The organism is Seohaeicola sp. 4SK31 (assembly GCF_028802875.1).
Lineage (GTDB): Bacteria > Pseudomonadota > Alphaproteobacteria > Rhodobacterales > Rhodobacteraceae > Seohaeicola.
Genome location: NZ_JARAMP010000009.1, coordinates 140,355 through 164,407, shown reverse-complemented (window position 1 = coordinate 164,407; position 24,053 = coordinate 140,355). Strand labels below are relative to the sequence as shown.

Below are 24,053 nucleotides of genomic sequence, written 5' to 3'. Positions count from 1 at the left end.
ACGGGAAAACCCCCGATCAGGCCTACTTCAACCAGCCGCGCCCCGAGGCGGTAGCGGCATAACCAAGGCGGAAAACCACTTACGAAACGCCTGGAAACTGTTCAGATCAACCGAACCACCTCTTGCCACAGCCGCTTTCGCCGACCAGCGACAGGGTCCGGCCCTTGTTCAGCGTGAAAGACACATCCTCGACCGCATGGACATTGGCCACCGTGCGCCGGAACAACCCGCCGCGCACGGAAAACCGTGTCACCAGATTCCGCACCGTCAGCAGCGGCGTCTCGGTGCCGGGGATCGGCACGGCGGCGGGTCCTGTCGATCCCAGCAGGCGCATCGGTTCGGGAAGGGACTTGCCCGTCATCTCGCCCAGCTTGGGCACGGCCGACAGTAGCGCCTTGGTATAGTCATGCTGCGGGTTCTCGAAGATCTCCTCGACAGTTCCCTCTTCGACCTTGTTGCCGCGATACATGACGACCACCCGGTCAGCCATTTGGGCCACAACGGCCATGTCATGCGTGATGAACATGACCGCCGTGCCGGTTTCCCGCTTCAGACGGTCGATCAGGGCCAGAATCTCGGCCTGAATGGTCACGTCCAGCGCCGTGGTCGGCTCATCCGCGATCAACAGGCGCGGTTCGCAGGCCAGTGCCATGGCGATCACGACACGCTGCCGCATCCCCCCGCTCAGCTCATGGGGATATTGCTTCAGCCGCCGCTCGGGTTCGGGGATACGCACCTGCCGCAACAGGTCAAGCGCCCGCGCCTCTGCCTCTTTTTTGGTCATCCCCTTGTGAAGGCGCAGCCCTTCGGTCAATTGCCGCCCCACGGTGAAGACCGGATTCAGCGCCGTCATCGGCTCCTGAAAGATCATCCCGATCTCATTGCCGCGAATCGTCCGCATCAGGTCCTGATCGGTCTTGCCAAGATCCACCTGCCCGCCGGTCTTGCGCTCGAACAGCAGTTGTCCACCTGCGATCTTGCCGCCGCCGAACTCGACCAGACGCATCAGGGACAGGCTGGACACCGACTTGCCCGAGCCTGATTCACCAACCACACACACGGTTTCGCCGGGATTGATCGAGAATGAGACATCCTCGACCCCGACCACGATTCCATCCTTGGTCTGGAATTCCACACGCAGATTTTCGATCCGTGCGATGGGCCGTTCAATCGGCTGGTCCAGCATGCCTGCAATCCTGTGTCTCGGGTCCTGATCCGCGACGCTACAGACAGCAGTCTTGACCTGTCAAACCCCTTTCACGCCCCCTCGCCCCTTGGTCGACGCCGGGGCAAGTTCAAAAACGCGTGCTTGATTTTTCCACAGCAAGGGTTTGTGATGAAACTCACCCAGAGGTCAGGTCGGTAGCGCAAACACCGCCGGACGCCTCGGGGTGCCGATCTGGTCCGGGGGCAAGGCAATCGCCGCAACCCTGTCCGGGAAAAAAACGAGAGACACTGACGTGTCCAACATGGAGTGAGAAATGACCCTGAAATCAACGCTGCTTGGCGCGGCAGCCCTTGTTGCCCTCGCCACCGCAGCCTTTGCAGAGCGCGGCGCGGACGGCCATGTGAACATCATCTACTGGCAGGCACCGTCGATCCTGAACCCCTATCTCTCGGGCGGCACAAAGGACCTCGAATCGTCTTCGATGATCATCGAACCGCTGGGCCGCTATGACGAGACCGGCGCGATGGTGCCCTTCCTTGCACAGGAAATCCCCACGCTCGAGAATGGCGGCGTGAGCGAGGATCTGAAATCGATCACCTGGAAACTGAAGCCGGACCTGCTGTGGTCCGATGGCACCGCCGTCACCGCAAATGACGTGAAGTTCAGCGCCGATTACTGCATGCATCCCGAAGGCGGTTGTGCGCAGGCGGCCAAGTTCGAAGGCGTGACTGCCGTCGAGGTGATCGACGATCTGACCGTCAAGGTCACCTTCTCGGAAGCCAAGCCGAACCCCTACGGTCCCTTCATGGGCGCGCAGGCCCCGATCATCCAGGCCGCGCAATTCGCGGATTGCCTGGGCGCCAAGGCCCCCGAATGCACCGAGGCCAACTTCAACCCGATCGGCACCGGCCCCTTCCGCGTCACCGAGTTCCGTCCCAATGACGTGATCTCTCTGGAAGCCAACCCGAACTACCGCGATCCGGCCAAACCCGCCTTCGCCACCATGACCTTCAAGGGCGGCGGCGATGCGACGGCCGCAGGCCGCGCGGTTCTGGAAACGGGTGAATTCGACTATGCCTGGAACCTGCAGCTTGCCCCCGAGGTGATCGAGCAGATGTCGGCCGCCGGCAAAGGCAAGACCATCGCGGCCTTCGGTTCGCTGGTCGAGCGGATCATGGTCAACATGACCGACCCCTCGCCCTCGCTGCCGGAAGGCGAGCGTGCCACGGCCAAGCATCCGCATCCGTTCCTGTCGGACCCGGCGGTGCGCAAGGCCCTGTCCATGTCCATCGACCGTAACCTTCTGGTCGAGATCGGCTATGGTCAGGCTGGTCGCCCGACCTGCAACCTGGTGCCCGCTCCGGCGCTTTACGCCTCGGACAACACCGACTGTCTGACCCATGACATCGCAGGCGCCAATGCCCTGCTGGACGAAGCCGGCTGGGTCCGTGGTGCCGATGGCATCCGCGCCAAGGATGGCGTGCGCCTGTCGCTGCTGTTCCAGACCTCGACCAACGCCGTCCGTCAGGACTTTCAGGCGCTGATCAAGCAGTGGTGGGAAGAAATCGGCGTCGAAACCGAACTGCGCAACGTCAGCGCCTCGGTCTTCTTCGGTGGTGATCCGGGCAGCCCCGACACCTTCCAGAAGTTCTATGCCGACGTGCAGATGTATGCCAACAACTTCGACGGCACCGATCCCGAAGCCTATCTGGCCGCACAGCTGTGCTCCAAGGCTCCGCGTCCCGAAAGCCAGTGGCAGGGCGAGAACATCACCCGCTTCTGCGATCCGGCCTTTGACGCGATGGTCGCGGAACTGTCCCGCACCGGCGAGTTGGAGAAGCGCGGCGAAATCGCACGCAAGCTGAACGACATGCTGACCAAGGAAGCCAATGTCATCATCCCGCTGGTGGATCGTGGTCGCGTCTCGGCCCATTCCAACACGCTGGGCGGTGTGGTCCTGAACACCTGGGACAGCGAGCTGTGGAACGTCGCCGATTGGCACCGCATCAAATAAGCACCTGACATCGCGGCCCCGCTCCGGCACGTCCGGGGCGGGGCCGTCGAGTTTCCGGTAGATCTCACAGCGACCCGCAAAGGCGCCGCCCATGCTGACCTTTACCATCCGGCGACTGGTCTTGGCCGTCCCGACCCTTCTGTTCATTTCCCTCGTCATCTTCATGCTGTTGCAACTGGCCCCCGGCGATCCGATGGCCCAGGTGCCCCTGACCGTCCCGCCCGAGGTCAAGGAGAAGATGCGCGAGGCCCTTGGCCTTGGCGCCCCGGTGCATATCCAGTTCTTCAAATGGCTGGTGCAGTTCTTCTGGGTCGAGCCTCAGGTCCTGATCGACCACATCTTCGGCACCACCTTTTCCGAAGGGCAATTGCGCGTCCTGTCATGGCAGACCCGCAGCCCCGTGATGGATATCGTGGTGCAGCGCCTGCCCCAGACTCTCTGGGTGGTGGGCATGTCCTATGTGCTGGGCGTGATGATCGCCCTGCCCATCGGCATCTATTCGGCCTATCGGCAATATTCGGCTTTCGACCAGATCGGCACATTCGTGTCGATGGTGGGCTTTTCGGTGCCGACCTTCTTTACCGGCGTGCTGCTGATCGTCGTCTTTTCGGTCAATCTGGGCTGGTTCCCGTCCATTTATGACACCACCCACAAGGTGACGGACTGGGACAGTTTCATCGTGCAACTCCGGCAGATGATCATGCCTGTTTCGGTGCTGGCCCTCTATAACGCGGCACAGATCAGCCGCTTCATGCGCGCCTCGATGCTGGACAATCTCAATCAGGATTACGTCCGCACCGCCCGCGCAAAGGGCTTGGGCGAAAAGACCGTGGTGCTGGTGCATGTGCTGCGCAACTCGATGATCCCTGTGGTCACCGTGATCGCGCTGGGTGTGCCGCAGGTATTCGGCGGGGCCATCATCACCGAGCAGGTGTTCAAGGTGAACGGTCTGGGCCAGTTGCTCATCACCTCGATCGAGGCGAATGACCTGCCGATGGTGCAGACCCTGACCTTCATCTTCGCGCTGCTCATCGTCGTCTTCAACCTGATCGCCGACATCCTGTATGGCATCCTGGACCCGAGGATCCGCTATGACTGAGCTCATCAACCAGCCGATCCCCACCACCCCGCCGCGCAGCCAGTGGCGTGACATATGGGACCAGTTCAAATCCCATCGCGGCGCGCTTTTGGGCGGCATCGTCTTTCTCATGATCGTTCTGGCCGTGTTCATCGGGCCGTGGTTCTGGCCCTATGACGCGACCTTCATCGACATCCGCGCCCGCAATCAGGGGCCAAGCTGGGCGCACCCCTTGGGCACCGACCAACTGGGCCGCGACATGCTGGCCCGGATGATGGCGGGGGGCCAAACCTCTGTCTCGGTCGGGATCACCGCGATGCTGCTGGCCCTGATCCTTGGCAGTCTGATCGGTGTGATGGCTGGCTATTTCCGCAAGCTGGACAACCTGCTGATGCGGACCACCGATCTGTTTCTGGCGCTGCCGCTGTTGCCGCTGCTGCTGGTGATGGTGCTTCTGTTCCGTGAACCGCTGAACGCCGCCTTCGGGCCGGAAACCGGAATCTTCATCCTGATCGTGACCGCCATCGGCATCACAAGCTGGATGCCCACGGCGCGGATCGTGCGCGGCGATGTGCTGGCCCTGAAGGAACGCGAATTCGTGCTGGCGGCGCGCTCTATCGGCACCACCAACACCCGGATGATCACGCGCCACATCCTGCCCAACGTGATGTCCCCCATCATGGTCTCGGCCACGCTGGGCATCGCCAACGCGATCATCACCGAAAGCGCGCTGTCCTTTCTGGGTCTGGGCTTTCCGCCAGACTTCCCGACTTGGGGACGCCTGCTGTTCGATGCGGTCGATTACATGCAGCAATATCCCGAGCGCGTCCTCTGGCCCGGTCTGGCGATCTCGCTGACCGTGCTCAGCGTCAACTATCTGGGTGACGGCCTGCGCGACGCGCTGGACCCGCGTATCCGGGGACGTTAAGCGGCCAGAGGCAAAAAAGAACGACCATGCGACCCGCGCCACTAGCGCGGGTTTTGCGTTCGGCCTGCGGGCACAGTGCGAACATGCTTCCCCGGCATCGGCCGAATAAAGGAAAAACGTTCTACTTCAGAACGTTTTTCCTCCGCCACGCACTCTTGATTATAATGAGAAACCCGCGCACATGGGACAGAATTCCAGATAGCGGAGAAAACCCATGTTCGAATCCCTCGGCTTCGAGACGCTGACCGCCCCGCAGGCGGCTGTCTATTTCGCCCTCGCCCTCGGACTTGTGTTCGGCGTGCTGGCGCAGATCACCCGCTTCTGTTTCCGCCGGTCCATCGTGGGCGAGGATCGTCGTCAGGCTACAGGCGTCTGGCTGACCGCGCTGGCCGTGGCCGTGCTGGGCACGCAAGGGGCCGTCGCCTTGGGGTGGATCGGCTTTGCCGACCATCGCTTCATGGCCGCTGACCTGCCCGTGCTGGCCATTGTCGCGGGCGGCCTGCTCTTTGGCGCGGGCATGGTGCTAACGCGTGGCTGCGTGTCGCGCCTGACCGTTCTGACCGGATCGGGCAACCTGCGCGCCGCCCTCGTGCTCGTGGTCTTCGCCGTCGTCGCCCATGCGACGCTCAAGGGTGTGCTGGCCCCGGTTCGCACCGCGCTGGGATCGGTGACATGGTCGCTTGACAGCGCCGCCCTGCCGGGTGCGCCGCTGGTCTGGACCGCCGTGATCGTGCTGGCGGCGCTGGTCTATGCGCTGCGCTCGGGCAACCGCGCGGGGACACTGGCGCTGGCTGCGCTGATCGGCGCGCTGGTGCCGCTGGGCTGGGTCGGCACGGGATATATCCTGCTGGATGAATTCGATCCGATTGCGATGGAAAGCCTGTCCTTCACCTCTGCCGCGGCTGAGGCGCTGTTCTTCACCGTCGCCTCCACCTCGATCTCGGCCACCTTTGGCGCGGCGCTGATTGGTGCGGTTGTGGTAGGGGCCCTGCTCAGCAGCCTGATCCGCGGCGAATTCGCATGGGTCAGCTTCGGCACCCCGCGCGAAACCGGGCGGTATATGTCCGGTGCCGCGCTGATGGGCGTGGGCGGCGTTCTGGCCGGCGGTTGCACCGTGGGCGCGGGCCTGTCGGGGATCCCGACCCTGTCCATCGCCGCGATCCTTGCCATCGCCGCCATTGCGACGGGTGGCCTTGTGGCCAACCGCTTGCTTAATGCAGGTTCCTCTGCACCCGGCGCACAAGCCACCAGACAAGCAGCATTACCGGCGGAATAAGCAGCGCGGTCAATGTCCCCTTGCTGACATTGACCGCTTCTGCCACCGGATAGACCGCATAGGCCATCAGCGACACCGCATAGTAGCTGATGGCCACCACAGACAGCCCCTCAACCGTTTTTTGCAGGCGCAACTGCATGTCGGCGCGGATGTTCATGCTTTCCAGCAGCTTCTGGTTCTGGGCAGACCGCTCCACATCCACCCGCGTCCGCAGCAATTCCCCGGCCCGCATCGCCCGGTCGGCCATCGCCGCCAGCCGCGCCTGAGACGCCTTGACCGTCCGCATCGCGGGATCGTAGCGGCGCATCATGAATTCCGCAAAGGTCTGCCGCCCGTCGAACCGCTCTTCCCGCAGCACCTCGATCCGCTGGTTTACGATCGCCTCATAGGCCGCCGCCGCACCAAAGCGGAAGGCCGCCCGCGCCACCTTGTTTTCCAGCATCGCAGACACTTCCAGCAGCCCCGCCAATGTCTGATCGGCAGGCTTTTCGTTGCGGGTCATGTCATCCATCAACTGCGTCAACTGCGCGTCGATGGAGGAGAGCGTGCCCGACATCGCCTTGACCTGCGAGAAGGCCAGCATCGACATGGTCTTGTAGGTCTCGATCTCGCACAACCGCTGCACAACGCGCCCCACCCGCCGCGCGCCTGTCTTGGGCGAGACGAAGATGGCAAAGCGCATGTGCCCGGCAGGATCTATGCGGAAATCTCCCGCCACAATGGCGCTGTCGTCCAGCACGCGGCTGACGGCCAGGCTTTCGGGCACGAACCAGTCATTCAGCTTGTCGATGACCGCCTCCTTGTCGCCCGTCTCTTCCATCCGGATCAGCGCCGAGGTGACACGCACCCCCGGTGCGCGCGACAACCATTCTGCCGGAAACACCTCGAAATCTGTGGGATCAAAGGCGCGGCTGCTCAGGCTTTCGGTGAAGGCCGTGTAGGTCACGAATTCCGTATGGCTTTCCCATTTCAGCATATGCCGCCCGATCCGGCCGAAATAATGCGTGGCCCCCGGCTGCGGATGGGCCGCGCCGAAACGATCCAGCAATTCCGTCAGATGCGCCAGATCCGTGCCCCGATCCCGGCTGGCCGCATCCTGCTGCTTCTTGATCGCTAGATAGACCGCCGACCCGGGCGCATCGATCGAGGGAAATGGCCTGGCATGCAGCTCGTTGGCCAATTCATAACGCAGCGGATGGTCCTGGATAGGCGACATGGAAAACTCCTGAGTTGCGCTGACCTTATACGCTAGCCCGGTTAAGTAAAAGATAAAGTTGTTTTATATCAAACCTTTACGGAACACGATGGTATACGGGAGCCTATTTTTCGTGCAAGCAATTGCGATGCCACGAAAAAAGGCGCCCCAAGGGGCGCCTTTTCTGTCGGCAAATGGCATCCGGTTCAGCTGATTTTGGTCAACAGCTCATCCAGCGACTTCTTGGCATCGCCATAGAACATCCGCGTATTGTCTTTGAAGAACAACGGGTTCTCGATCCCCGAATAGCCGGTGCCCTGTCCGCGCTTGGACACGAACACCTGCTTGGCCTTCCAGCACTCCAGAACCGGCATCCCGGCGATGGGGCTGTTGGGATCATCCTGCGCGGCCGGGTTCACGATGTCGTTCGAGCCGATCACGATGGCCACATCGGTATCCGGGAAGTCGTCGTTGATCTCGTCCATCTCCAGCACGATGTCGTAGGGCACCTTGGCCTCGGCCAGCAGCACGTTCATGTGCCCCGGCAGACGGCCCGCCACGGGGTGGATCGCGAAACGCACGGTCTTGCCCTTGGCGCGCAGGCGCTTGGTCAGTTCCGACACGCTCTGCTGGGCCTGCGCCACCGCCATCCCGTAGCCGGGGATGATGATGATGCTGTCAGCCTCTTCCAGCGCATTGGCCACGCCGTCCACGTCGATCGCGATCTGCTCGCCCTCGACCGCCATCTGCTCGCCCGCCGGACCGCCGAAGCCACCCAGAATGACCGAGATGAACGACCGGTTCATCGCCTTGCACATGATATAGGACAGGATCGCACCCGAGGAGCCGACCAGCGCGCCGACCACGATCAGCAGATCGTTGCCAAGGCTGAAACCGATGGCCGCTGCCGCCCAGCCGGAATAGCTGTTGAGCATGGACACAACCACCGGCATGTCCGCGCCGCCGATCCCCATGATCAGATGATAGCCGATGAACAGCGCCAGCAGGGTCAGCAGAACCAGCGTCCAGCTACCTGCACCGTTCATGTACATGACCGCCAGAAGCAGCGACAGCCCCGCCGCCGTGGCATTCAGCACATGGCCACCGGGCAGCTTGTTGGCCGAGGAGTTGACCTTGCCCGCCAGCTTGCCATAGGCGATCACCGACCCGGTGAAGGTCACCGCACCGATCCAGATCCCCAGAACCAGCTCGACCCGCAGGATCGCAATCTCGACAGAGGTCTTCTTGGCGATCAACTGGCCGAAAGACGACAGCCCGTCATAGACCTCTTTCGGCAGACCGATGGCGGTGTAACCATTATCGGCCACAGCCCCCATGATCTGGTTGTTCGCTGCGTAGATGGCCGCGATGTCGTTGATCATGATGTCCGCGTTGAAACCCACGAACACCGCCGCCAGACCGACAAGGCTGTGCATGATGGCCACAAGTTCGGGCATCTGCGTCATCTGCACGCGGGTAGCCAGTTGATAGCCGACAGCCGCGCCCAGCGCGATCAGCACAAGAGAGGCACCCCAAAGGCCCTGCCCCGGTCCCATCAGCGTGGCCACGACCGCAATCGCCATACCGACGATCCCGTACCAGACCGCGCGTTTCGCGCTTTCCTGTCCGCTCAGTCCACCCAGAGACAGGATGAACAGAACAGCTGCGACAGCATAGGCCGCGATGGTAAATCCGAATTCCATGATGCCTGCTCCTTAGGATTTCTGGAACATGGCGAGCATGCGCCGTGTCACGAGGAAGCCACCCACGATGTTGATCGCGGCCATGAAGATGCCCAGCGCCGCCAACAGCGTGATCAGCATCGAGGACGACCCGATCTGGATCAGCGCGCCCAGAATGATGATGGACGAGATGGCATTGGTCACCGCCATGAGCGGCGTATGCAGGCTGTGCGCAACGTTCCAGATCACCTGGAAGCCGATAAAGACCGACAGCACGAAGACGATGAAATGCTGCATGAAGCTGGCCGGGGCCACCAGACCCACCGCCAGCAACAGCACAGCGCCGACGGCCAGCAGCGTCACCTGATTGCGGGTCTGCGCCTTGAAGGCGGCAACCTCGTTGGCGCGCTTCTCCTCGGGCGTCAGCTCCTTGGCCTTCTCCTTGGGTTTCTGCGCGGCAATCGCGGCCACCTTCGGCGGCGGCGGCGGGAAGGTCACGTCCTTGTTGAACGTCACGGTCGCGCCACGGATCACGTCATCCTCCATGTTGTGCACGATCTGCCCGTCCTTGCCGGGGGTCAGGTCGGTCATCATGTGGCGGATGTTCGTGGCATACAGCGTCGAGGATTGCGCGGCCATCCGGCTGGGGAAGTCGGTATAGCCGATGATCGTGACACCGTTTTCGGTGACGATCTTCTCGTCCATCTTGGTCAGCTTGCAGTTGCCGCCACGCTCGGCGGCCAGATCCACGATCACGGAACCGGGCTTCATCGCCGCGACCATGTCGGGCGTCCACAGTTCGGGCGCCTCGCGGTTGGGGATCAGCGCGGTGGTGATCACGATATCCATGTCCGGGGCCAGTTCGCGGAACTTGGCCAGCTGCGCCTCGCGGAATTCGGGGGAAGACGGGGCCGCATAGCCGCCCGTCGCCGCACCGTCCTGCACCGCTTCGGCGAAATCCAGATAGACGAATTGCGCGCCCATGGATTCGACCTGCTCGGCCACTTCGGGGCGCACGTCGAAGGCATAGGTGATCGCACCAAGGCTGGTCGCCGTGCCGATGGCGGCAAGACCGGCCACCCCTGCACCCACAACCAGAACCTTGGCCGGGGGCACCTTGCCCGCCGCCGTGATCTGGCCGGTGAAGAAGCGGCCGAAATTGTTGCCCGCCTCGATCACCGCACGGTAGCCTGCGATATTCGCCATGGACGACAGCGCGTCCATCTTCTGCGCGCGGCTGATGCGCGGGACCATGTCCATCGCGATCACATTCGCCCCCTTGGCGGCGGCCTGCTTCATCAGCGTTTCATTGGCGACCGGATAGAAGAAGGAAATCAGGGTCTGTCCCTCGTTCAACTTCTTCACTTCCGCCTCGGAGGGCGGGCGCACCTTGGCCACCACATCGGCGGCCTTCCACAGGGCGGCAGCGGTCTTGACCACCTCGACGCCCGCATCTGCATAGGCCTTGTCCGAGAAACCCGCAGCCATGCCGGCACCGGATTCGATCACACAATCATAGCCCAGTTTCTGCAACTGAAGCGCCGAGTCAGGGGTCATGGCCACGCGGGCCTCACCCTCGAATATTTCCTTTGGCGTACCGATTTTCACGTCTCGCGTCCCCCTTTTCGCAGGTCTTGCTCCGGTCGCGCCGCAACCGGAAACTTGGTTATAGTGCGGCGCAACAATATTTCACAAGAAGATCGGTCCTGCGATGCACTTATTGCGCCGGACTGTCAAATCCATCGGCGGGTTTTCTGGCAATAGCGGGCAAAATCGGCCCGGAATTTGCGTCTGAGGCGGTTTTCCTCGGGGATCACGAAACGCTTTTCCAGTATCCACAGGAATACCGGCACCAATGGTAGCGCCAGCACGGCGTCAAAGCGCAGAATCAGCCCCGCCAGCACCAGAACATCGCCCAGATAGACAGGGTTGCGGGTCCGGCTGAAGATGCCCGACTGCACCAGTTTCGCCGCTTCCAGATGCGGAATGATCGTGGTGCGCGCCTTTCGCATCTCATGCACGGCCAGCACCATCAGGATCAGCCCGCCGCCCACCAGAAGGCCACCCGCGAAATCGGCCCAGGCCCCGCCAAAGGACAGCCCCGTCGGCGCGAAACGCGCCTGCGCCCAGGCCAGAGCGATCATCGCGGCCAGCCAGACGGGCGGCAGGTCAATCCATTTCAGCATGGTGCCAAAGGCGCTCGGGCCCCTTGTCATGGCTCATTCGAACTCCATCTCCTCGAAGACCCGGCCCGCGTTCTTGGTCGCCAGTTCCTCGAACGTGTCCAGATGCGTCCAGCGCTCCTGATCCACGTAATAGGCACTGGCCAGATCGCCACCCTCCTCGATATGAGCGCCAATCTTTTCACGCAGGTCCACAAGGTAATCCCGCGTATAGCGGCGCACCTGCGCCAGATTGGTCGGATGGCCATGGCCGGGGATCAGATAGGTCGGGTTCAACGGCTCCAGCCCCGTCTCCCATGTCTCGATCCAGCACGAGGTGCAGGTATCCGCAAAGATCGGCGGCATGCGCTCGTGAAAGGCAATGTCGCCCGCGATCATGATGTCCCACTGCGGAATCCAGACCTGCGTGTCACCGGGACCATGCGCCGGGCCAAGATGCAGCACCTCGAAGGCCACATCGCCCATGGTGAACGTGTGACGGTCCTCGAAGGACAGGTTCGGCACGGCGACGCGCGTGCCTTCTGCCCGGTCCTTGTTATAGCCCTGCATCCCGGCCAAGATCGCCCCGCCATGGGCCTCGACCTCGGCAATCGCGTCCACATGGGCCAGAATATCCACCCCCAGATCGGCCCAGTAGGAATTGCCCAGCATGGCATGGCCCTGCCCGTTTTCGTTGATCACCAACTTGACAGGCTGATCGGTGATCGCCTTGATCTCGTCATGCAGCGCGGCCGCCAGCCGGGCCGAGGCACCGCCATTGACCACGACCACCCCGTCACCCGTCACGACAAAGGACAGGTTGTTGTTATGGCCCGCATTCTCATAGGTCGGCGGCGCGGTGGCCCCGATGGCCGACCACACATGCGGGATCACCTCGACGGGCTTGTTGTAGAGCTCGGATTGCGGATACTTGTCCGCGATATCCTCGCTCGCCATCGCTTGTGCTGCCAACAGCGCCAGAACGGCGGCTTGGATCATGAACTGTCTCATCGGGTCTCCCCTCCCTTGAATCTTGCTCGGATCACATTCACAGACACGAATGTCATTGTAAAGTGACCTTGCGGCGCGGGGCAGCCTGCCCCTTGCCACGCGCCACATGACACGTACTCTGCCCCCCGAAAGGGAGAACAACATGATCCACACAGGCAAACACGCATTGGTCACCGGCGGGGGAACGGGCATCGGCCTTGCCATCGCGCAGGCTTTGGCCGCCGAGGGCGCGCAGGTCACCATCACGGGCCGCCGCGCCGATGTGCTGGAGGCGGCGGCGAAAGCCACGCCCGGCCTGCACCCGTTGGTCATGGACGTGATGGAAGAGGCGCAGATCGTGGACGGCATCAAACAAGCCGTCGCCGCGCGTGGTCCGATCCAGATCCTGATCGCCAATGCGGGGATTGCCGAGGGCAAGAGCCTGCAAAAGACCGAACTCGATTTCTGGCACCGCATCATGCGTACCAATCTGGACGGCGCTTTCCTGACCATCCGCGAAGCGATGCGCGGCATGCTGGGCACCGACTGGGGCCGCGTGATCGTGGTGTCCTCCCTCGCGGGACTGCGTGGCCTCAAGGGGGCGGGCGCCTATTCCGCGTCGAAACACGGCGTGATCGGCCTTGTCCGCTCTTATTCCGAGGAACACATGGGCGGCCCCATCACCTTCAACGCCCTCTGCCCCGGCTATGTGGAAACCGATATCGTCGCGCTGCAATCGGAATCCATCGCCAAACGCACCGGCATGACCGCCGAACAGGCGCGTCAGGCCATGGCCGACAGCAACCGCCACCGCCGCCTCATCGCGGTCGAGGAAGTGGCGACCGCCGCCCTGTGGCTCTGCCATCCGCTGTCAGGTTCGATCAACGCGCAATGCATCGAAATGGCGGGCGGTCAGGTGCGCTGACCGGCCGGACTCCGGTTTTTCGGTGGACAAACCGGGGTGCACCGCCTATTCCGGAGAAATGCTTTAAGCCTAAAATAGTTTCGAGGCCACCATGACCGATTTCGCCGCAACCAAGGCCATGTTCCATCTGCCGGAAGGCATGATCTATCTGGACGGCAACTCGCTGGGCCCGCTGCCGCGCAAAGCCGCCGCGCAGGTCAGCCGCGTCATCGACAAGGAATGGGGCGAGATGCTGATCACCGGCTGGAACAAGGCCGGATGGATGGACCAGCCCACCCGTGTGGGCGACCGCATCGCCCGCCTGATCGGGGCGGAACCGGGCCATGTGGTGATGGGCGACACGCTCTCGATCAAGGTCTATCAGGCGCTTGCCTCGGCGCTGGAGATGCGCCCCGACCGTCGCGTGATCCTGTCCGACAGCGGCAATTTCCCCTCGGACCTCTACATGGCCGAAGGGCTGATCGCGTCACTGGGCCGAGGCTATGAGTTGCGCGTCGTCGCGCCCGAGGACGTGGCGGACAACATCACCGACGCGGTCGCCGTGACCCTGATCACCGAGGTCGATTACCGCACGGGCCGCAAGCATGATATGGCCGACCTGACCGCCCGCGCCCATGCCGCAGGTGCGCTCACGATCTGGGATCTGGCGCATAGCGCGGGTGCGCTGCCCGTCGATCTGGCCGGATGCGGCGCGGATTTCGCGGTGGGCTGCACCTACAAATACCTCAACGGTGGCCCTGGTGCCCCCGCCTTCATCTATGTCGCCCCCCGCCATGCCGATACCGCCCGCCCCGCCCTGTCGGGCTGGCTGGGTCACGAGGCACCCTTCGCCTTCGCCACCTCCTACCGCCCCGGTTCGGGCATCGAGCGGATGCGTGTGGGCACACCCCCGGTGATCGCGCTGGCCGCACTGGAAGCCGCGATGGACATCTGGGACATGACGACCATGCACGACATCCGTGCCGCCTCCGTCGCGCTGACCGAGCAATTCATCAAGGGGATCGAGGCCACCTGCCCCATGCTGACACTGGCCAGCCCGCGCGACGCGTCCCAGCGCGGCAGCCAGGTCTCCTTCCGCTTTGCCGATGGCTATGCCGCGATTCAGGCCCTGATCGCGCGCGGCGTCATCGGCGATTTCCGCGCGCCCGACATCATGCGCTTCGGCTTCACGCCGCTCTTCATCGACGAGGGCGATGTGAACAAGGCCATCAACATCATCGCCGATGTGATGACCAACAGCCTGTGGGACCGGCCCGAATACAAGACCCGCGCCCGTGTGACCTGATGTCCATGCGCGCCGCCACCGAAAGCCTGCCCCTCTGCCGCCCTGCGGGCTGGGCCGCTCTCTGGCGGCGGTTGGCCAATTGCGCGGCGCTGAACGCCTGACCCTCGACCTGCTGTTTCTTCTTGCTTCAAATATCCATTGCGACGCCCAATCCACAGCGCCGCGCAGCAGAACCAGAGGCCACCATGACCCAGACCCCCTACGATCCCGCCGCCGAGGGTGCGCAGATGACCTTCGACGGGCGCATGTCCTATGGCGATTACCTGTCGCTGGACCTGATCCTGAACGCGCAGAAGACATGGACCGACACCCATGACGAGATGCTGTTCATCATCCAGCACCAGACCTCCGAACTCTGGATGCGCCTTGCCATCCACGAGATCGCCGCCGCCCGCACCGCGCTGCAAGCCGGCCAGTTGCGCCCCGCCTTCAAGATGCTGGCCCGCGTCGCGCGCATCTTCGAACAGCTCAACAACGCCTGGGACGTGCTGCGCACCATGACACCCAGCGACTATACCGCCTTCCGCGATGCGCTTGGGCAATCCTCGGGCTTTCAGTCGCATCAATTCCGCCAGATCGAATTCATGCTGGGCAATCGCAACCACGCCATGCTGCGCCCCCATGCGCATCGCCCCGCCATTCTGGCCCTGCTGGAGGAAGAGCTGCGCCAGCCCTCCCTCTATGACGTGGCGCTGCGCCTGCTGCACCAGACCGTGCCGCTGCCGGATGACGTGCTGAACCGCGACATCAGGCAAAGCCATACCCCCTCCGAGGCCGTCAAACAGGCCTGGATCACCGTCTACCGCGCGCCACAGACCCATTGGGAGCTGTATGAGCTGGCCGAGAAGCTGATGGATTTCGAGGATTACTTCCGCCGCTGGCGCTTCAATCACGTGACCACGGTCGAACGCGTGATCGGCTTCAAGCGCGGCACCGGCGGCACCGGCGGGGTCAGCTACCTCAAGCGGATGCTCGAGGTGGAACTGTTCCCCGAGCTTTGGCACCTGCGCACCGATCTGTGACGGACGGCGCTGTGGCCCGGTCCGGATTGGATATTTGAGGCAAGAAGAGGCAGGCCGGTTCAGCGCGGCTCAAGGGCGCGGGCGAATACCCCGGCCAGAAGCGCTGCGGCCGCGCGATAGGCGGCAGGGGTCGGCACCGGCGTCTTCAACCCCTGCAACGCCGCCAGCATGGTTGCGGCCAGCACGGCCGGGTCATTCTCGCTGACGGCAAGGCTGATCTGCCCGGCAGCCGCCTTGTCGCGCAACCAGCCCGCATAGACCGCGACCAGCCGCGCCTCGCCCGCCTGCGCGATATCGGCGCCATGGGCATATTTGGTATCCAGCAACTCGTCGCCATGCGGCGAGGACAAAAGCGCCTCGAAGATCTGCCCTGCCTGAGCCTCGAAAGCCCGTGCAAGAGCCTCGGCGATGGGCAGGTCCTGGGTCAGGACGCCTTCGACCTGCGCGACCGCATCGTCATAGTAGAACTGGGTCAAGGAGCGGAAGATATCCTCCTTGTTGCGATAATGCAGATAGAGCGCGGCCCGCGACATGCCCGCCCCGCGGGCGATGTCCTCCATCGAGGTCCGCCGGAACCCATAACTGGAAAAGGCCTCGAACGCGGCCTTGAGGATCGCCTTCTGGCGCGGGTCCTGGGTGAATGGGCTGTCTGTCTGCTCTGGCATGCTGACCATGTGACAGAATTGATCCATTTCGTCAATTTGCCAGATTGACAAACTGACATATCTCGCCCACTTTGTCAGAACACAGCCTTTCCAGCCCGGAGCGACCCCATGGCCACGACACTGACCATCAACGGAACCGACCATAGCGTCGACCTGCCGCCCGAGGTGCCCCTGCTGTGGGTGCTGCGCGACGAGATCGGGCTGACCGGCACGAAATTCGGCTGCGGCGTGGCCGCCTGCGGGGCCTGCACCGTGCAGATCGACGGGCAGGCCGTGCGCTCGTGCCAGGTGGCGCTGGGGGATGTCTGGGGCAATGTCACCACGATCGAAGGGCTGGGCACGCCCGACGCGATGCACGCGCTGCAACAGGCCTGGGTCACGCATCAGGTGGCGCAATGCGGCTATTGCCAGTCGGGACAGATCATGCAGGCCGCCAGCCTGCTGACCGAAACACCCGAACCCACCGATGACGACATCGACGCCGCCATGCAGGGCAATCTCTGCCGCTGCGGCACCTATCCCCGTATCCGCGCCGCGATCCATGACGCCGCCCGCGCGCTCAAGGAGGCGTGAGCATGGCCAGCATCGGTAAAATCGCCCGCCGTTCCTTTCTGATCGGATCCGTCGCCATCGTGGGTGGCGTGGCCTTTGGCGTCTACAAGGCCCGCCAGACGCCGCCCAATCCCCTCTCGCCCGAACAGGGTGCAGCGCTCAATCCTTTCGTGCTGATCAATGCCGATGGCGTCACGATCATCACCCCCCGCGCCGAGATGGGGCAAGGCATCCACTCCACCCTCGCCGCGATGGTGGCCGAGGAGCTGGACGTGGCATGGGAGGATATCACCACCCTGCACGGCCCACCCGCGCAGGCCTATTTCAACGGCGCGCTGATGGGCGCGGGCATGCCCTTCAAGGATTACGCCCTGACCGACATGCAGCACAGCCTGAAACAGGCGCTGTCCGTGCTGCCCAAGATGATGTCCCTGCAAGTCACGGGCGGCTCCACCTCGACCGTGGACGGGTTCGACAAGATGCGCATGGCAGGCGCGACCGCGCGCGAGACGCTGAAGGAGGCGGCGGCGCAACGCCTGAACCTCTCCCGCGCCGACCTGACGACAGAAGATGGCCATGTCATAGCCCCCGATGGCACCCGCCTGTCCTATGTCGATCTGGCCTCCGACGCGGCCCGGATCGACCCGCCGCAGGATATCCTGCTGCGTCCCGCAACCGAATGGAAATATCTGGGCAAATCCATGCCGCGTCTGGATATCCCCGCCAAGGTCACAGGCACCGCCACCTTCGGCATCGACGTGCGGGTTGAGGGGATGCGCTTCGCCGCCCTGCGCCGCAACCCCGCCTTGGGTGCCGGGATGCGCAGCTTTGATCCCGCCCCCGCGCTGGCCATGGCAGGCGTGGAGCGTGTGGTCGATCTGGGCGACGGCATCGCCGTGGTGGCAAATAACACATGGATCGCGATGCAGGCGGCCGAGGCGGTGGTGATCGACTGGGCCGCGTCCTCTGCGCCGCAAACGACCGAGGACGCCTTCGCCGTGATCGCGGCCACCTTCGACGGCAAGCCCAATTCCACCCTGCGCAATGACGGCAACGCCGATGAGCTTCCGCAAGGCGCAACCGAGGTGACAGCCGAATACCGCCTGCCCTATCTGGCGCATGCCACGATGGAACCGATGAATGCCACCGCCCATGTGACGGCCGATGGCCTGACCATCTGGTGCGGCAATCAGGCCCCCGTCATCATCCAGGGTAAATGCGCCGAGGCCACGGGCCTGTCCCCTGAACAGGTGACGGTCCACACAACCCTGCTCGGGGGCGGCTTCGGGCGGCGCGGCGAAAGCGACTATGCGGTATATGCTGCACGCCTTGCCGCCGCGATGCCGGGCACGCCCGTGCAACTGACCTGGTCGCGCGAGGAAGACATGCGCCACGACTTCTACCGCCCCGGCGCCATCGCGCGTTTCCGTGGCGCGGTGCGGGACGGGCGCGCAATGCTGCTGGACGGGCAGATCGCCGCGCAATCCACCACGCGGCAGGCGGGCCAGCGGCTGGCGGGCTTCGCCCCTCCCGGCCCGGACAAGGGCCATGTGGAAGGCGCGTTCGATCAACCCTATGCCATTCCCAATTACCGCATCCGCGGCTATCTGGCCGAGATGGACATCCCCGTCGGCTTCTGGCGCGCGGTGGGCAATTCCTTCAACGGGTTCTTCCACGACACCTTCATTGACGAGCTGGCCCATGCCGCCGCAGTTGACCCGCTGGAGTTCCGCCTCTCGATGATGCGCGAGGCCCATGCGCCTTCGGCCGGCACCTTGGAAGCCGTGCGCGAGATGTCGGGCTGGACAGGCCAGACTCCCGATGGAATCGGACGCGGCGTCGGCTTCACCTACAGCTTCGGCTGTCCGGTGGCACAGGTGATCGAGGTGATCGACGAAGGCGGTCTGATCCGCATCAACCGCGCATGGATCGCGGCGGACGTGGGGCTGGCGCTGGATCCCGGCAATATCCGCGCACAGTTGGAAGGCGGCATGATCTATGGCCTCTCTGCCGCCATTTTCGGGCAGATCACCTTTGCCGATGGCGCGGTGGAACAGGGCAATTTCCCGGATTACGATGCTCTACGGCTGCACAACTGCCCGTTGATAGAGACACGGATTCTGGAAACGAACCGGCATATGTCCGGTGTGGGTGAACCGGGAACGCCTCCCGCGATGCCTGCATTGGCCAATGCCCTGTTCGATCTGACCGGAACCCGCGCCCGCAGCCTGCCCCTCATGGAACAATTCGACCTTTTGACTTAGATATCAGCGTCAAGAAAACCTCGGGATCAGGACAAGCCCCGCCGCAATTGTGGCGGGGCTTTGTCATGTGCAGCCGTGTCGGTCGCTAAAATGCCGCCAATTCTACGAAAATTAGCCCGGACCCGACTGTATCCAGACACGAAACATCCTGCGGAGAGAACCTGCCGCAGGTCGCGCGAACGGAGTTCACGATATGCCCAACGGGTACAGGGTCAGCCTCGGGAACGGGTCGCTGGACAGCGGCGATGCGATCGGCGGTCCGCTCCTGACGTTTACCACGGCCAGCACCATAGGTGCGGGCAGTTGGACATGGTCCGGCACATGGAATGGCCAGACCTTCGTCAATGCCGTGGAACCGGGTGCCTATCTTCTGGGAAGTGACGGTTTTGTCTATTTCGTCCCCGACTATGGCCCGGTCACGACCATCTCCTCGGCCAGCGCCACAACGGCCCCCAGCTATGGCGCTTCGGATGGCGTTGTGACGGGCTCGGACGGGGCAGAGCTGATCGACAGCAGCTTCACCGATGACGATGGCGACAGCCCGGGCGCGGGTGCCGACCAGATCGACGCAGGCGCGGGCAATGATACGGTGCTGTCCGGTGCAGGCCATGACACGATCAAGGGCGGTGGCGGCAATGACGTGATCGACGGGGGCGCGGGCGATGACGTGATCCACGGCGACATGAACGCGCCGCAGGCCAGCGCCACGACCGAGGTGCTGGACTGGACCGCACAAGGTGCGGACGGGGCCAATCTCGCGGCTGGCTTCACGCAGGATACCGGCACGATGAACGTGTCGGTCAGCTTTGTGAACAACGGCAACAACAACCCCACCTTTCAGGTCGAATCCAACGATCCGACCTATGTCGCCGGCGGCGAACCGTTCGACCCGACCTCCAGCCTCTATCTTTTCGGCAATGGCGACGGGGCGACATCGACCACCGTCATCGACTTCGCGGCGACGGCAGATAGCGGAATGTCCGATCAGGTGCAGAACGTGCAGTTCCGCATCAACGATATCGACTGGGGCGGCGGCAATCACCGCGACCTGATCACCGTCAACGCCCTGGACGTGAACGGGAACCCGGTCACCGTGTCGATCACCCCCGGCGCGGGCGATACCGTCTCGGGCAATACGATCCGCGCCAACAATCTGGCGGACAATCCCAACAGCGCCTCCGGCTCGGCGCTGGTCCAGATCACCGGTCCCGTCAGCCAGATCAGCATCTCCTATTCCAACGGTCTGAACGGGACGCAGGGCATCTGGGTTTCGGACGTGCACTTCACCACGATCCCCGAGGTTGCGGGCGATGATACCCTCTCGGGTGGCGACGGAAATGACACGCTTCATGGCGAGGCCGGGGCGGATTCCCTGTCCGGCGGCAGCGGCGACGATCAGCTTTTCGGCGGCCCCGGCAACGACACGCTTCAGGGGGATGCGGGCCACGACCTGCTGAGCGGCGGCGGCGGGATCAACCAACTGTTCGGCGGCGACGGGGACGATACCTTCGTCGGTGGCGCGGGCGCTGATGCCATCTCGGGCGGATCGGGAATGGATGTGGTGGACTACTCCGCCTCGGGCGCGGGTGTGTCCGTAGATCTGTCCACCAACACCGTCTCGGGTGGGGACGCGGCCAATGACACGATCACCGGCGGGATCGACGGGATCATCGGGTCGGACTGGAACGACACGCTGATCGGATTCGACGGGCAAGGCGCCGACTATACGAATGTCTTCTATGGCGGCGATGGCGACGACCTTCTGGACGGGCGCGGCGGTGACGACTCGCTCTTTGGCGGGGACGGCAACGATACGATCATCGGCGGAACAGGGGCTGACCTGATCGACGGCGGCGCGGGCGACGATGTGATCCATGTGGGCGCAGGCGACACGGTCTTTGGCGGGGCCGGAAACGATACCTTCCTGCTTGACCCTTCGGCGATGGGCGGCGGCACGATCACCATCGACGGCGGCGAGGCGGATGAACCGGGTGGCGACACGATCAATTTCGGCGGTCTGGTGGACTGGGAGGATGTGGTCTACACCAGCACCGACCCCAATGCCCTGTCGGGCAGCGCCACGCTGACGGATGGCACCCTTGTGACCTTCTCGAACATGGAAGGTGTCATCATCTGTTTCACCGCTGGCACGCGGATCCTGACCGATCAGGGACCCCGCCCGGTCGAGGATCTTCGCCCCGGCGATCTGGTGGTGACCCGCGACAACGGCCTGCAACCCCTGCGCTGGACCGGGCGGCGGGAGGTGGTGGGGCATGGGGACTTTGCCCCGATCCGGTTTGAGGCGGGTGTTCTGGGCAATAGCGCGCCGCTGCTGGTGTCGCCGCAGCATCGGATGCTGCACCGGTCAACGGCGGCCACGCTTTATTTCGACACGCCCGAAGTTCTGTTGTCGGCCAAGCATCTGGTCAATGGGCGGACGATCACGCAGGTGACTTGCCCGCAGGTGACCTATCTGCATCTTCTGTTCGACCGGCACGAGATCATCTTTGCCGAGGGGGCCGCGACCGAGAGTTTTCATCCCGGCCATGTCGGGTTGCAGGCCCTGTCGGAGGCCAGCCGGGACGATCTGTTCCAATGCTTTCCGGAACTGCGGGCCGATCCCTCGGGCTATGGCGAGACGGCGCGCACCTGCCTGCGCCGGCATGAGACCCAGCTTCTGATGCAGGGCTGACCCGACAGCCCGTCCTTGATCCGGGGGGGCGAGCGCCGGATCAGATGCCCCTTGGAGTGTCCCATCATGGGACATTTTACAGCATCAATGAAATCAAAGGCTTGCCGCCGAGGATTCAGGAAATTTTAACCCTTCGGCCCCGCATCGGGCCAGCGCGCCATGAGGTCGGCCAGCGCGGCCCAGTCGGTATATTCCCGGTCGGCATGGGGATCGACAACCTCGCCCTTGCTATGGGCGATCCAGCGCATCGCGAGGCTTTTGAAGAAGTCATATTGCGTGAAGCGGAATGCACCAGCAACATGCACCACTTTTCCGGGGGCCCAGCCGGAGGTTTCTGCGAATTCCGACGATAACCGCGCAAGATCCTTGTGTTCTTGCGGATCGTTTCCTGCCGCCGCCAGCGAGACCATGAGGAACAGTCCGGGCCGGTCGTTCAACGCGGCAGCGTGGCGGGCGGCAAAGCGCACGAGCTGTGGCTGCAACCGCATGCCATGCAGCGACCCCGCCAGGATCGCGGCATCGAAACGGGCCATGTCGACATGGTCTTCGTCCTCGAGATCAGCCAGTGGCAGCAATTCGACGCTGAGCCCGCGCGCGATCAGGTGATCGGCACAGAAACGGGCGATCTTGCGGGTCTGCCCTTCGGTCGTGGCATAGGCGATCAGAACGGTCATGGCGGCACCCTCCGGGTTATGAACAACCAGAAGGATAGCACAGCATGAAAAGACGATTCTTTGCGCTGGCGCAAATTGCGGCCAGATCGGGCCGCATGGGGTTCAGGCGGACTTCAGGACCTTGGCCCCGCGCGCAGCCCATGCCCGGACCGCGTCACCAAAGGCCGTGAACAGTGGCCGCGAAACCGGATCATTCGCGGCGTCCCATTCGGGATGCCATTGAACAGACAGGGTAAATCCGGGCGCATCCTTGACATAGATCGCCTCGGGCGTGCCATCGGGGGCGTAGCCGTCAATGACAATCCGCGCGCCGGGGCGGCAGATCCCCTGCCCGTGCAGCGTATTGGTCATCACCTCTTGCGCGCCCATCAGACGATGGAACACCCCGCCTTCGGTGAAGGTCACGGCATGGCGCAGGGCGAATTTCTCTTCCAGCGTGCCATCGGGGGGCATGCGGTGATTCATGCGGCCCGGAAGATCACGGATTTCGGGATAAAGGCTGCCGCCCATCGCCACGTTGACCTCTTGAAAGCCGCGGCAAATGCCGAGGAAGGGCTGGCCACGTTCGACGCAGGCGCGCACAAGTGGCAGGGCGATGGCATCCCGCGCCCGGTCAAAGGCGCCGTGGGCCTCGGTCTCGTCCTCGCCATATTCATTGGGATGCACGTTGGGCCGTCCGCCCGTCAGCAGGAAACCGTCACAGGAGTCCAGCAGCTCATCCACCGAGACAAATCGCGGGTCCGCGGGGATCAGCAACGGCATGCATCCCGCGACACAGGACACCGCCTCGGAGTTCATCGCCCCCCCGGCATGGGCCGGATACTGGTCGTTGATCAGATGATGGTTGCCGATAATGCCGACGACGGGTCGTGCCATGCCTGCTGTCCTGATGGTGTTACGCGCCTGTTACATCCCAAGATATAGGTTTCCGCACCACATGGAAACACGAAAGCGGGGCCTTTCTGCCCCGCTTTGTTTCAAATGCCCGATTAAGCGGCGCTTTGATGCCGTTCGTTTGACAATCGCGCCCCGGAGCGCGGTCAGGCCCAGGCGGTGAAGCCTGCCGCCTCGATCCCTGCCACGGCCACGGCCGCGTCATTGTCCGAGGTATCGCCGGTCACGCCGACCGCGCCGATGATCGTGTCGCCCTGTTTCACCAGCACGCCACCCGGCACCGGCACGAGTTTGCCGTCGAAGGTGCCGTTCATGGCGGCCATGAAATAGGACTGCCCCTCGGCCCGCGCCATCTGCGCCGATCCGGGCATGCCCAGCATGATCGACCCGTAAGCCTTGCCACGGGCGATTTCGAACCGTCCGGGGCTGGCCCCATCCTCGCGTGCGAAGGCGAGCAGATGCCCGCCCGCGTCCAGCACGGCCACGGAGAGGGGTTTCAGCCCCATCTCGCGGCCCTTGTCGCGCGCCACGGCAATCATGGTCTGCGCCTGTTCCAGTGTGATCGTCATGCTGTCCTCCGTTCGCGC

19 protein-coding genes and 1 pseudogene are annotated in these 24,053 nt (G+C 63.5%); 10 read left to right on the top strand and 10 right to left on the bottom strand.

Annotation, left to right across the window (positions count from 1 at the left end; genetic code table 11):
* Positions 1–109: 109 nt before the first annotated feature.
* A pseudogene (locus tag PVW27_RS09830) lies at positions 110–1,186 on the bottom strand (ATP-binding cassette domain-containing protein); the annotation flags it as partial.
* A 295-nt stretch (positions 1,187–1,481) separates the two neighbouring features.
* Here PVW27_RS09830 and PVW27_RS09825 point away from each other — a divergent pair.
* The 4 genes from PVW27_RS09825 (at position 1,482) to PVW27_RS09810 (ending at position 6,464) form a co-directional block, all read left to right on the top strand.
* Positions 1,482–3,182 carry a peptide ABC transporter substrate-binding protein gene (locus PVW27_RS09825; protein ID WP_274557282.1) on the top strand — a complete coding sequence of 567 codons (1,701 nt, stop codon included), beginning with the start codon at positions 1,482–1,484 and terminating at the stop codon, positions 3,180–3,182.
* Between the two features lie 91 nt (positions 3,183–3,273).
* On the top strand, positions 3,274–4,281 hold the full coding sequence (locus tag PVW27_RS09820) for an ABC transporter permease (protein WP_274557280.1): 1,008 nt from the start codon (positions 3,274–3,276) through the stop codon (positions 4,279–4,281).
* On the top strand, positions 4,274–5,188 hold the full coding sequence (locus PVW27_RS09815; protein WP_274557278.1) for an ABC transporter permease: 915 nt from the start codon (positions 4,274–4,276) through the stop codon (positions 5,186–5,188). The genes PVW27_RS09820 and PVW27_RS09815 overlap by 8 nt, the downstream gene beginning before the upstream one ends.
* 214 nt (positions 5,189–5,402) lie before the next feature.
* Positions 5,403–6,464: a YeeE/YedE family protein gene (locus PVW27_RS09810; RefSeq protein WP_274557276.1), complete on the top strand. Its 1,062-nt coding sequence runs from the start codon at positions 5,403–5,405 to the stop codon at positions 6,462–6,464.
* Here the strand turns inward: PVW27_RS09810 and PVW27_RS09805 are convergent.
* From PVW27_RS09805 to PVW27_RS09785, 5 genes are all read right to left on the bottom strand, one after another.
* Positions 6,400–7,680: a DUF3422 family protein gene (locus PVW27_RS09805; RefSeq protein WP_274557274.1), complete on the bottom strand. Its 1,281-nt coding sequence runs from the start codon at positions 7,678–7,680 to the stop codon at positions 6,400–6,402. The two genes, PVW27_RS09810 and PVW27_RS09805, sit on opposite strands and share 65 nt — an antisense overlap.
* Before the next feature lie 185 nt (positions 7,681–7,865).
* A complete protein-coding gene (locus PVW27_RS09800) occupies positions 7,866–9,362 on the bottom strand; it encodes an NAD(P)(+) transhydrogenase (Re/Si-specific) subunit beta (protein ID WP_274557273.1) in 1,497 nt (498 codons plus the stop codon).
* A gap of 12 nt (positions 9,363–9,374) precedes the next feature.
* Entirely contained in the window at positions 9,375–10,949 is a 1,575-nt protein-coding gene (locus PVW27_RS09795) for a Re/Si-specific NAD(P)(+) transhydrogenase subunit alpha (protein ID WP_274557270.1), read from the bottom strand.
* A 125-nt stretch (positions 10,950–11,074) separates the two neighbouring features.
* A complete protein-coding gene (locus tag PVW27_RS09790) occupies positions 11,075–11,557 on the bottom strand; it encodes a methyltransferase family protein (protein WP_274557269.1) in 483 nt (160 codons plus the stop codon).
* 3 nt (positions 11,558–11,560) lie between these two features.
* Positions 11,561–12,514 carry an MBL fold metallo-hydrolase gene (locus tag PVW27_RS09785; RefSeq protein WP_274557266.1) on the bottom strand — a complete coding sequence of 318 codons (954 nt, stop codon included), beginning with the start codon at positions 12,512–12,514 and terminating at the stop codon, positions 11,561–11,563.
* A gap of 142 nt (positions 12,515–12,656) precedes the next feature.
* Between PVW27_RS09785 and PVW27_RS09780 the strand changes: the two genes are divergently transcribed.
* The 3 genes from PVW27_RS09780 (at position 12,657) to kynA (ending at position 15,725) form a co-directional block, all read left to right on the top strand.
* Positions 12,657–13,418 carry an SDR family NAD(P)-dependent oxidoreductase gene (locus PVW27_RS09780; RefSeq protein WP_274557265.1) on the top strand — a complete coding sequence of 254 codons (762 nt, stop codon included), beginning with the start codon at positions 12,657–12,659 and terminating at the stop codon, positions 13,416–13,418.
* Positions 13,419–13,509: 91 nt separating this feature from the next.
* Positions 13,510–14,703: a kynureninase gene (kynU, locus tag PVW27_RS09775; RefSeq protein WP_274557263.1), complete on the top strand. Its 1,194-nt coding sequence runs from the start codon at positions 13,510–13,512 to the stop codon at positions 14,701–14,703.
* Positions 14,704–14,888: 185 nt separating this feature from the next.
* Positions 14,889–15,725 (top strand): tryptophan 2,3-dioxygenase, encoded by an 837-nt coding sequence (gene kynA / locus PVW27_RS09770; protein WP_274557261.1) that lies wholly within the window; start codon positions 14,889–14,891, stop codon positions 15,723–15,725.
* 59 nt (positions 15,726–15,784) lie between these two features.
* On the opposite strand, the gene PVW27_RS09765 is transcribed toward kynA, so the two are convergent.
* Positions 15,785–16,390 (bottom strand): TetR/AcrR family transcriptional regulator, encoded by a 606-nt coding sequence (locus PVW27_RS09765; RefSeq protein WP_274557259.1) that lies wholly within the window; start codon positions 16,388–16,390, stop codon positions 15,785–15,787.
* A 108-nt stretch (positions 16,391–16,498) separates the two neighbouring features.
* Between PVW27_RS09765 and PVW27_RS09760 the strand changes: the two genes are divergently transcribed.
* From PVW27_RS09760 to PVW27_RS09750, 3 genes are all read left to right on the top strand, one after another.
* Positions 16,499–16,963, top strand: coding sequence for a (2Fe-2S)-binding protein (locus tag PVW27_RS09760; protein WP_274557258.1), 465 nt, complete (start codon positions 16,499–16,501; stop codon positions 16,961–16,963).
* A 2-nt stretch (positions 16,964–16,965) separates the two neighbouring features.
* Positions 16,966–19,206 (top strand): xanthine dehydrogenase family protein molybdopterin-binding subunit, encoded by a 2,241-nt coding sequence (locus tag PVW27_RS09755; RefSeq protein ID WP_274557256.1) that lies wholly within the window; start codon positions 16,966–16,968, stop codon positions 19,204–19,206.
* 193 nt (positions 19,207–19,399) lie between these two features.
* A complete protein-coding gene (locus PVW27_RS09750; RefSeq protein ID WP_274557254.1) occupies positions 19,400–21,898 on the top strand; it encodes a Hint domain-containing protein in 2,499 nt (832 codons plus the stop codon).
* Positions 21,899–22,023: 125 nt separating this feature from the next.
* Here the strand turns inward: PVW27_RS09750 and PVW27_RS09745 are convergent, their stop codons facing one another.
* From PVW27_RS09745 to PVW27_RS09735, 3 genes are all read right to left on the bottom strand, one after another.
* Positions 22,024–22,572 (bottom strand): flavodoxin domain-containing protein, encoded by a 549-nt coding sequence (locus PVW27_RS09745; protein WP_274557252.1) that lies wholly within the window; start codon positions 22,570–22,572, stop codon positions 22,024–22,026.
* A 102-nt stretch (positions 22,573–22,674) separates the two neighbouring features.
* A complete protein-coding gene (locus PVW27_RS09740; protein WP_274557250.1) occupies positions 22,675–23,448 on the bottom strand; it encodes a gamma-glutamyl-gamma-aminobutyrate hydrolase family protein in 774 nt (257 codons plus the stop codon).
* 164 nt (positions 23,449–23,612) lie between these two features.
* A complete protein-coding gene (locus tag PVW27_RS09735) occupies positions 23,613–24,035 on the bottom strand; it encodes a GlcG/HbpS family heme-binding protein (protein WP_274557249.1) in 423 nt (140 codons plus the stop codon).
* Positions 24,036–24,053 lie beyond the last annotated feature (18 nt).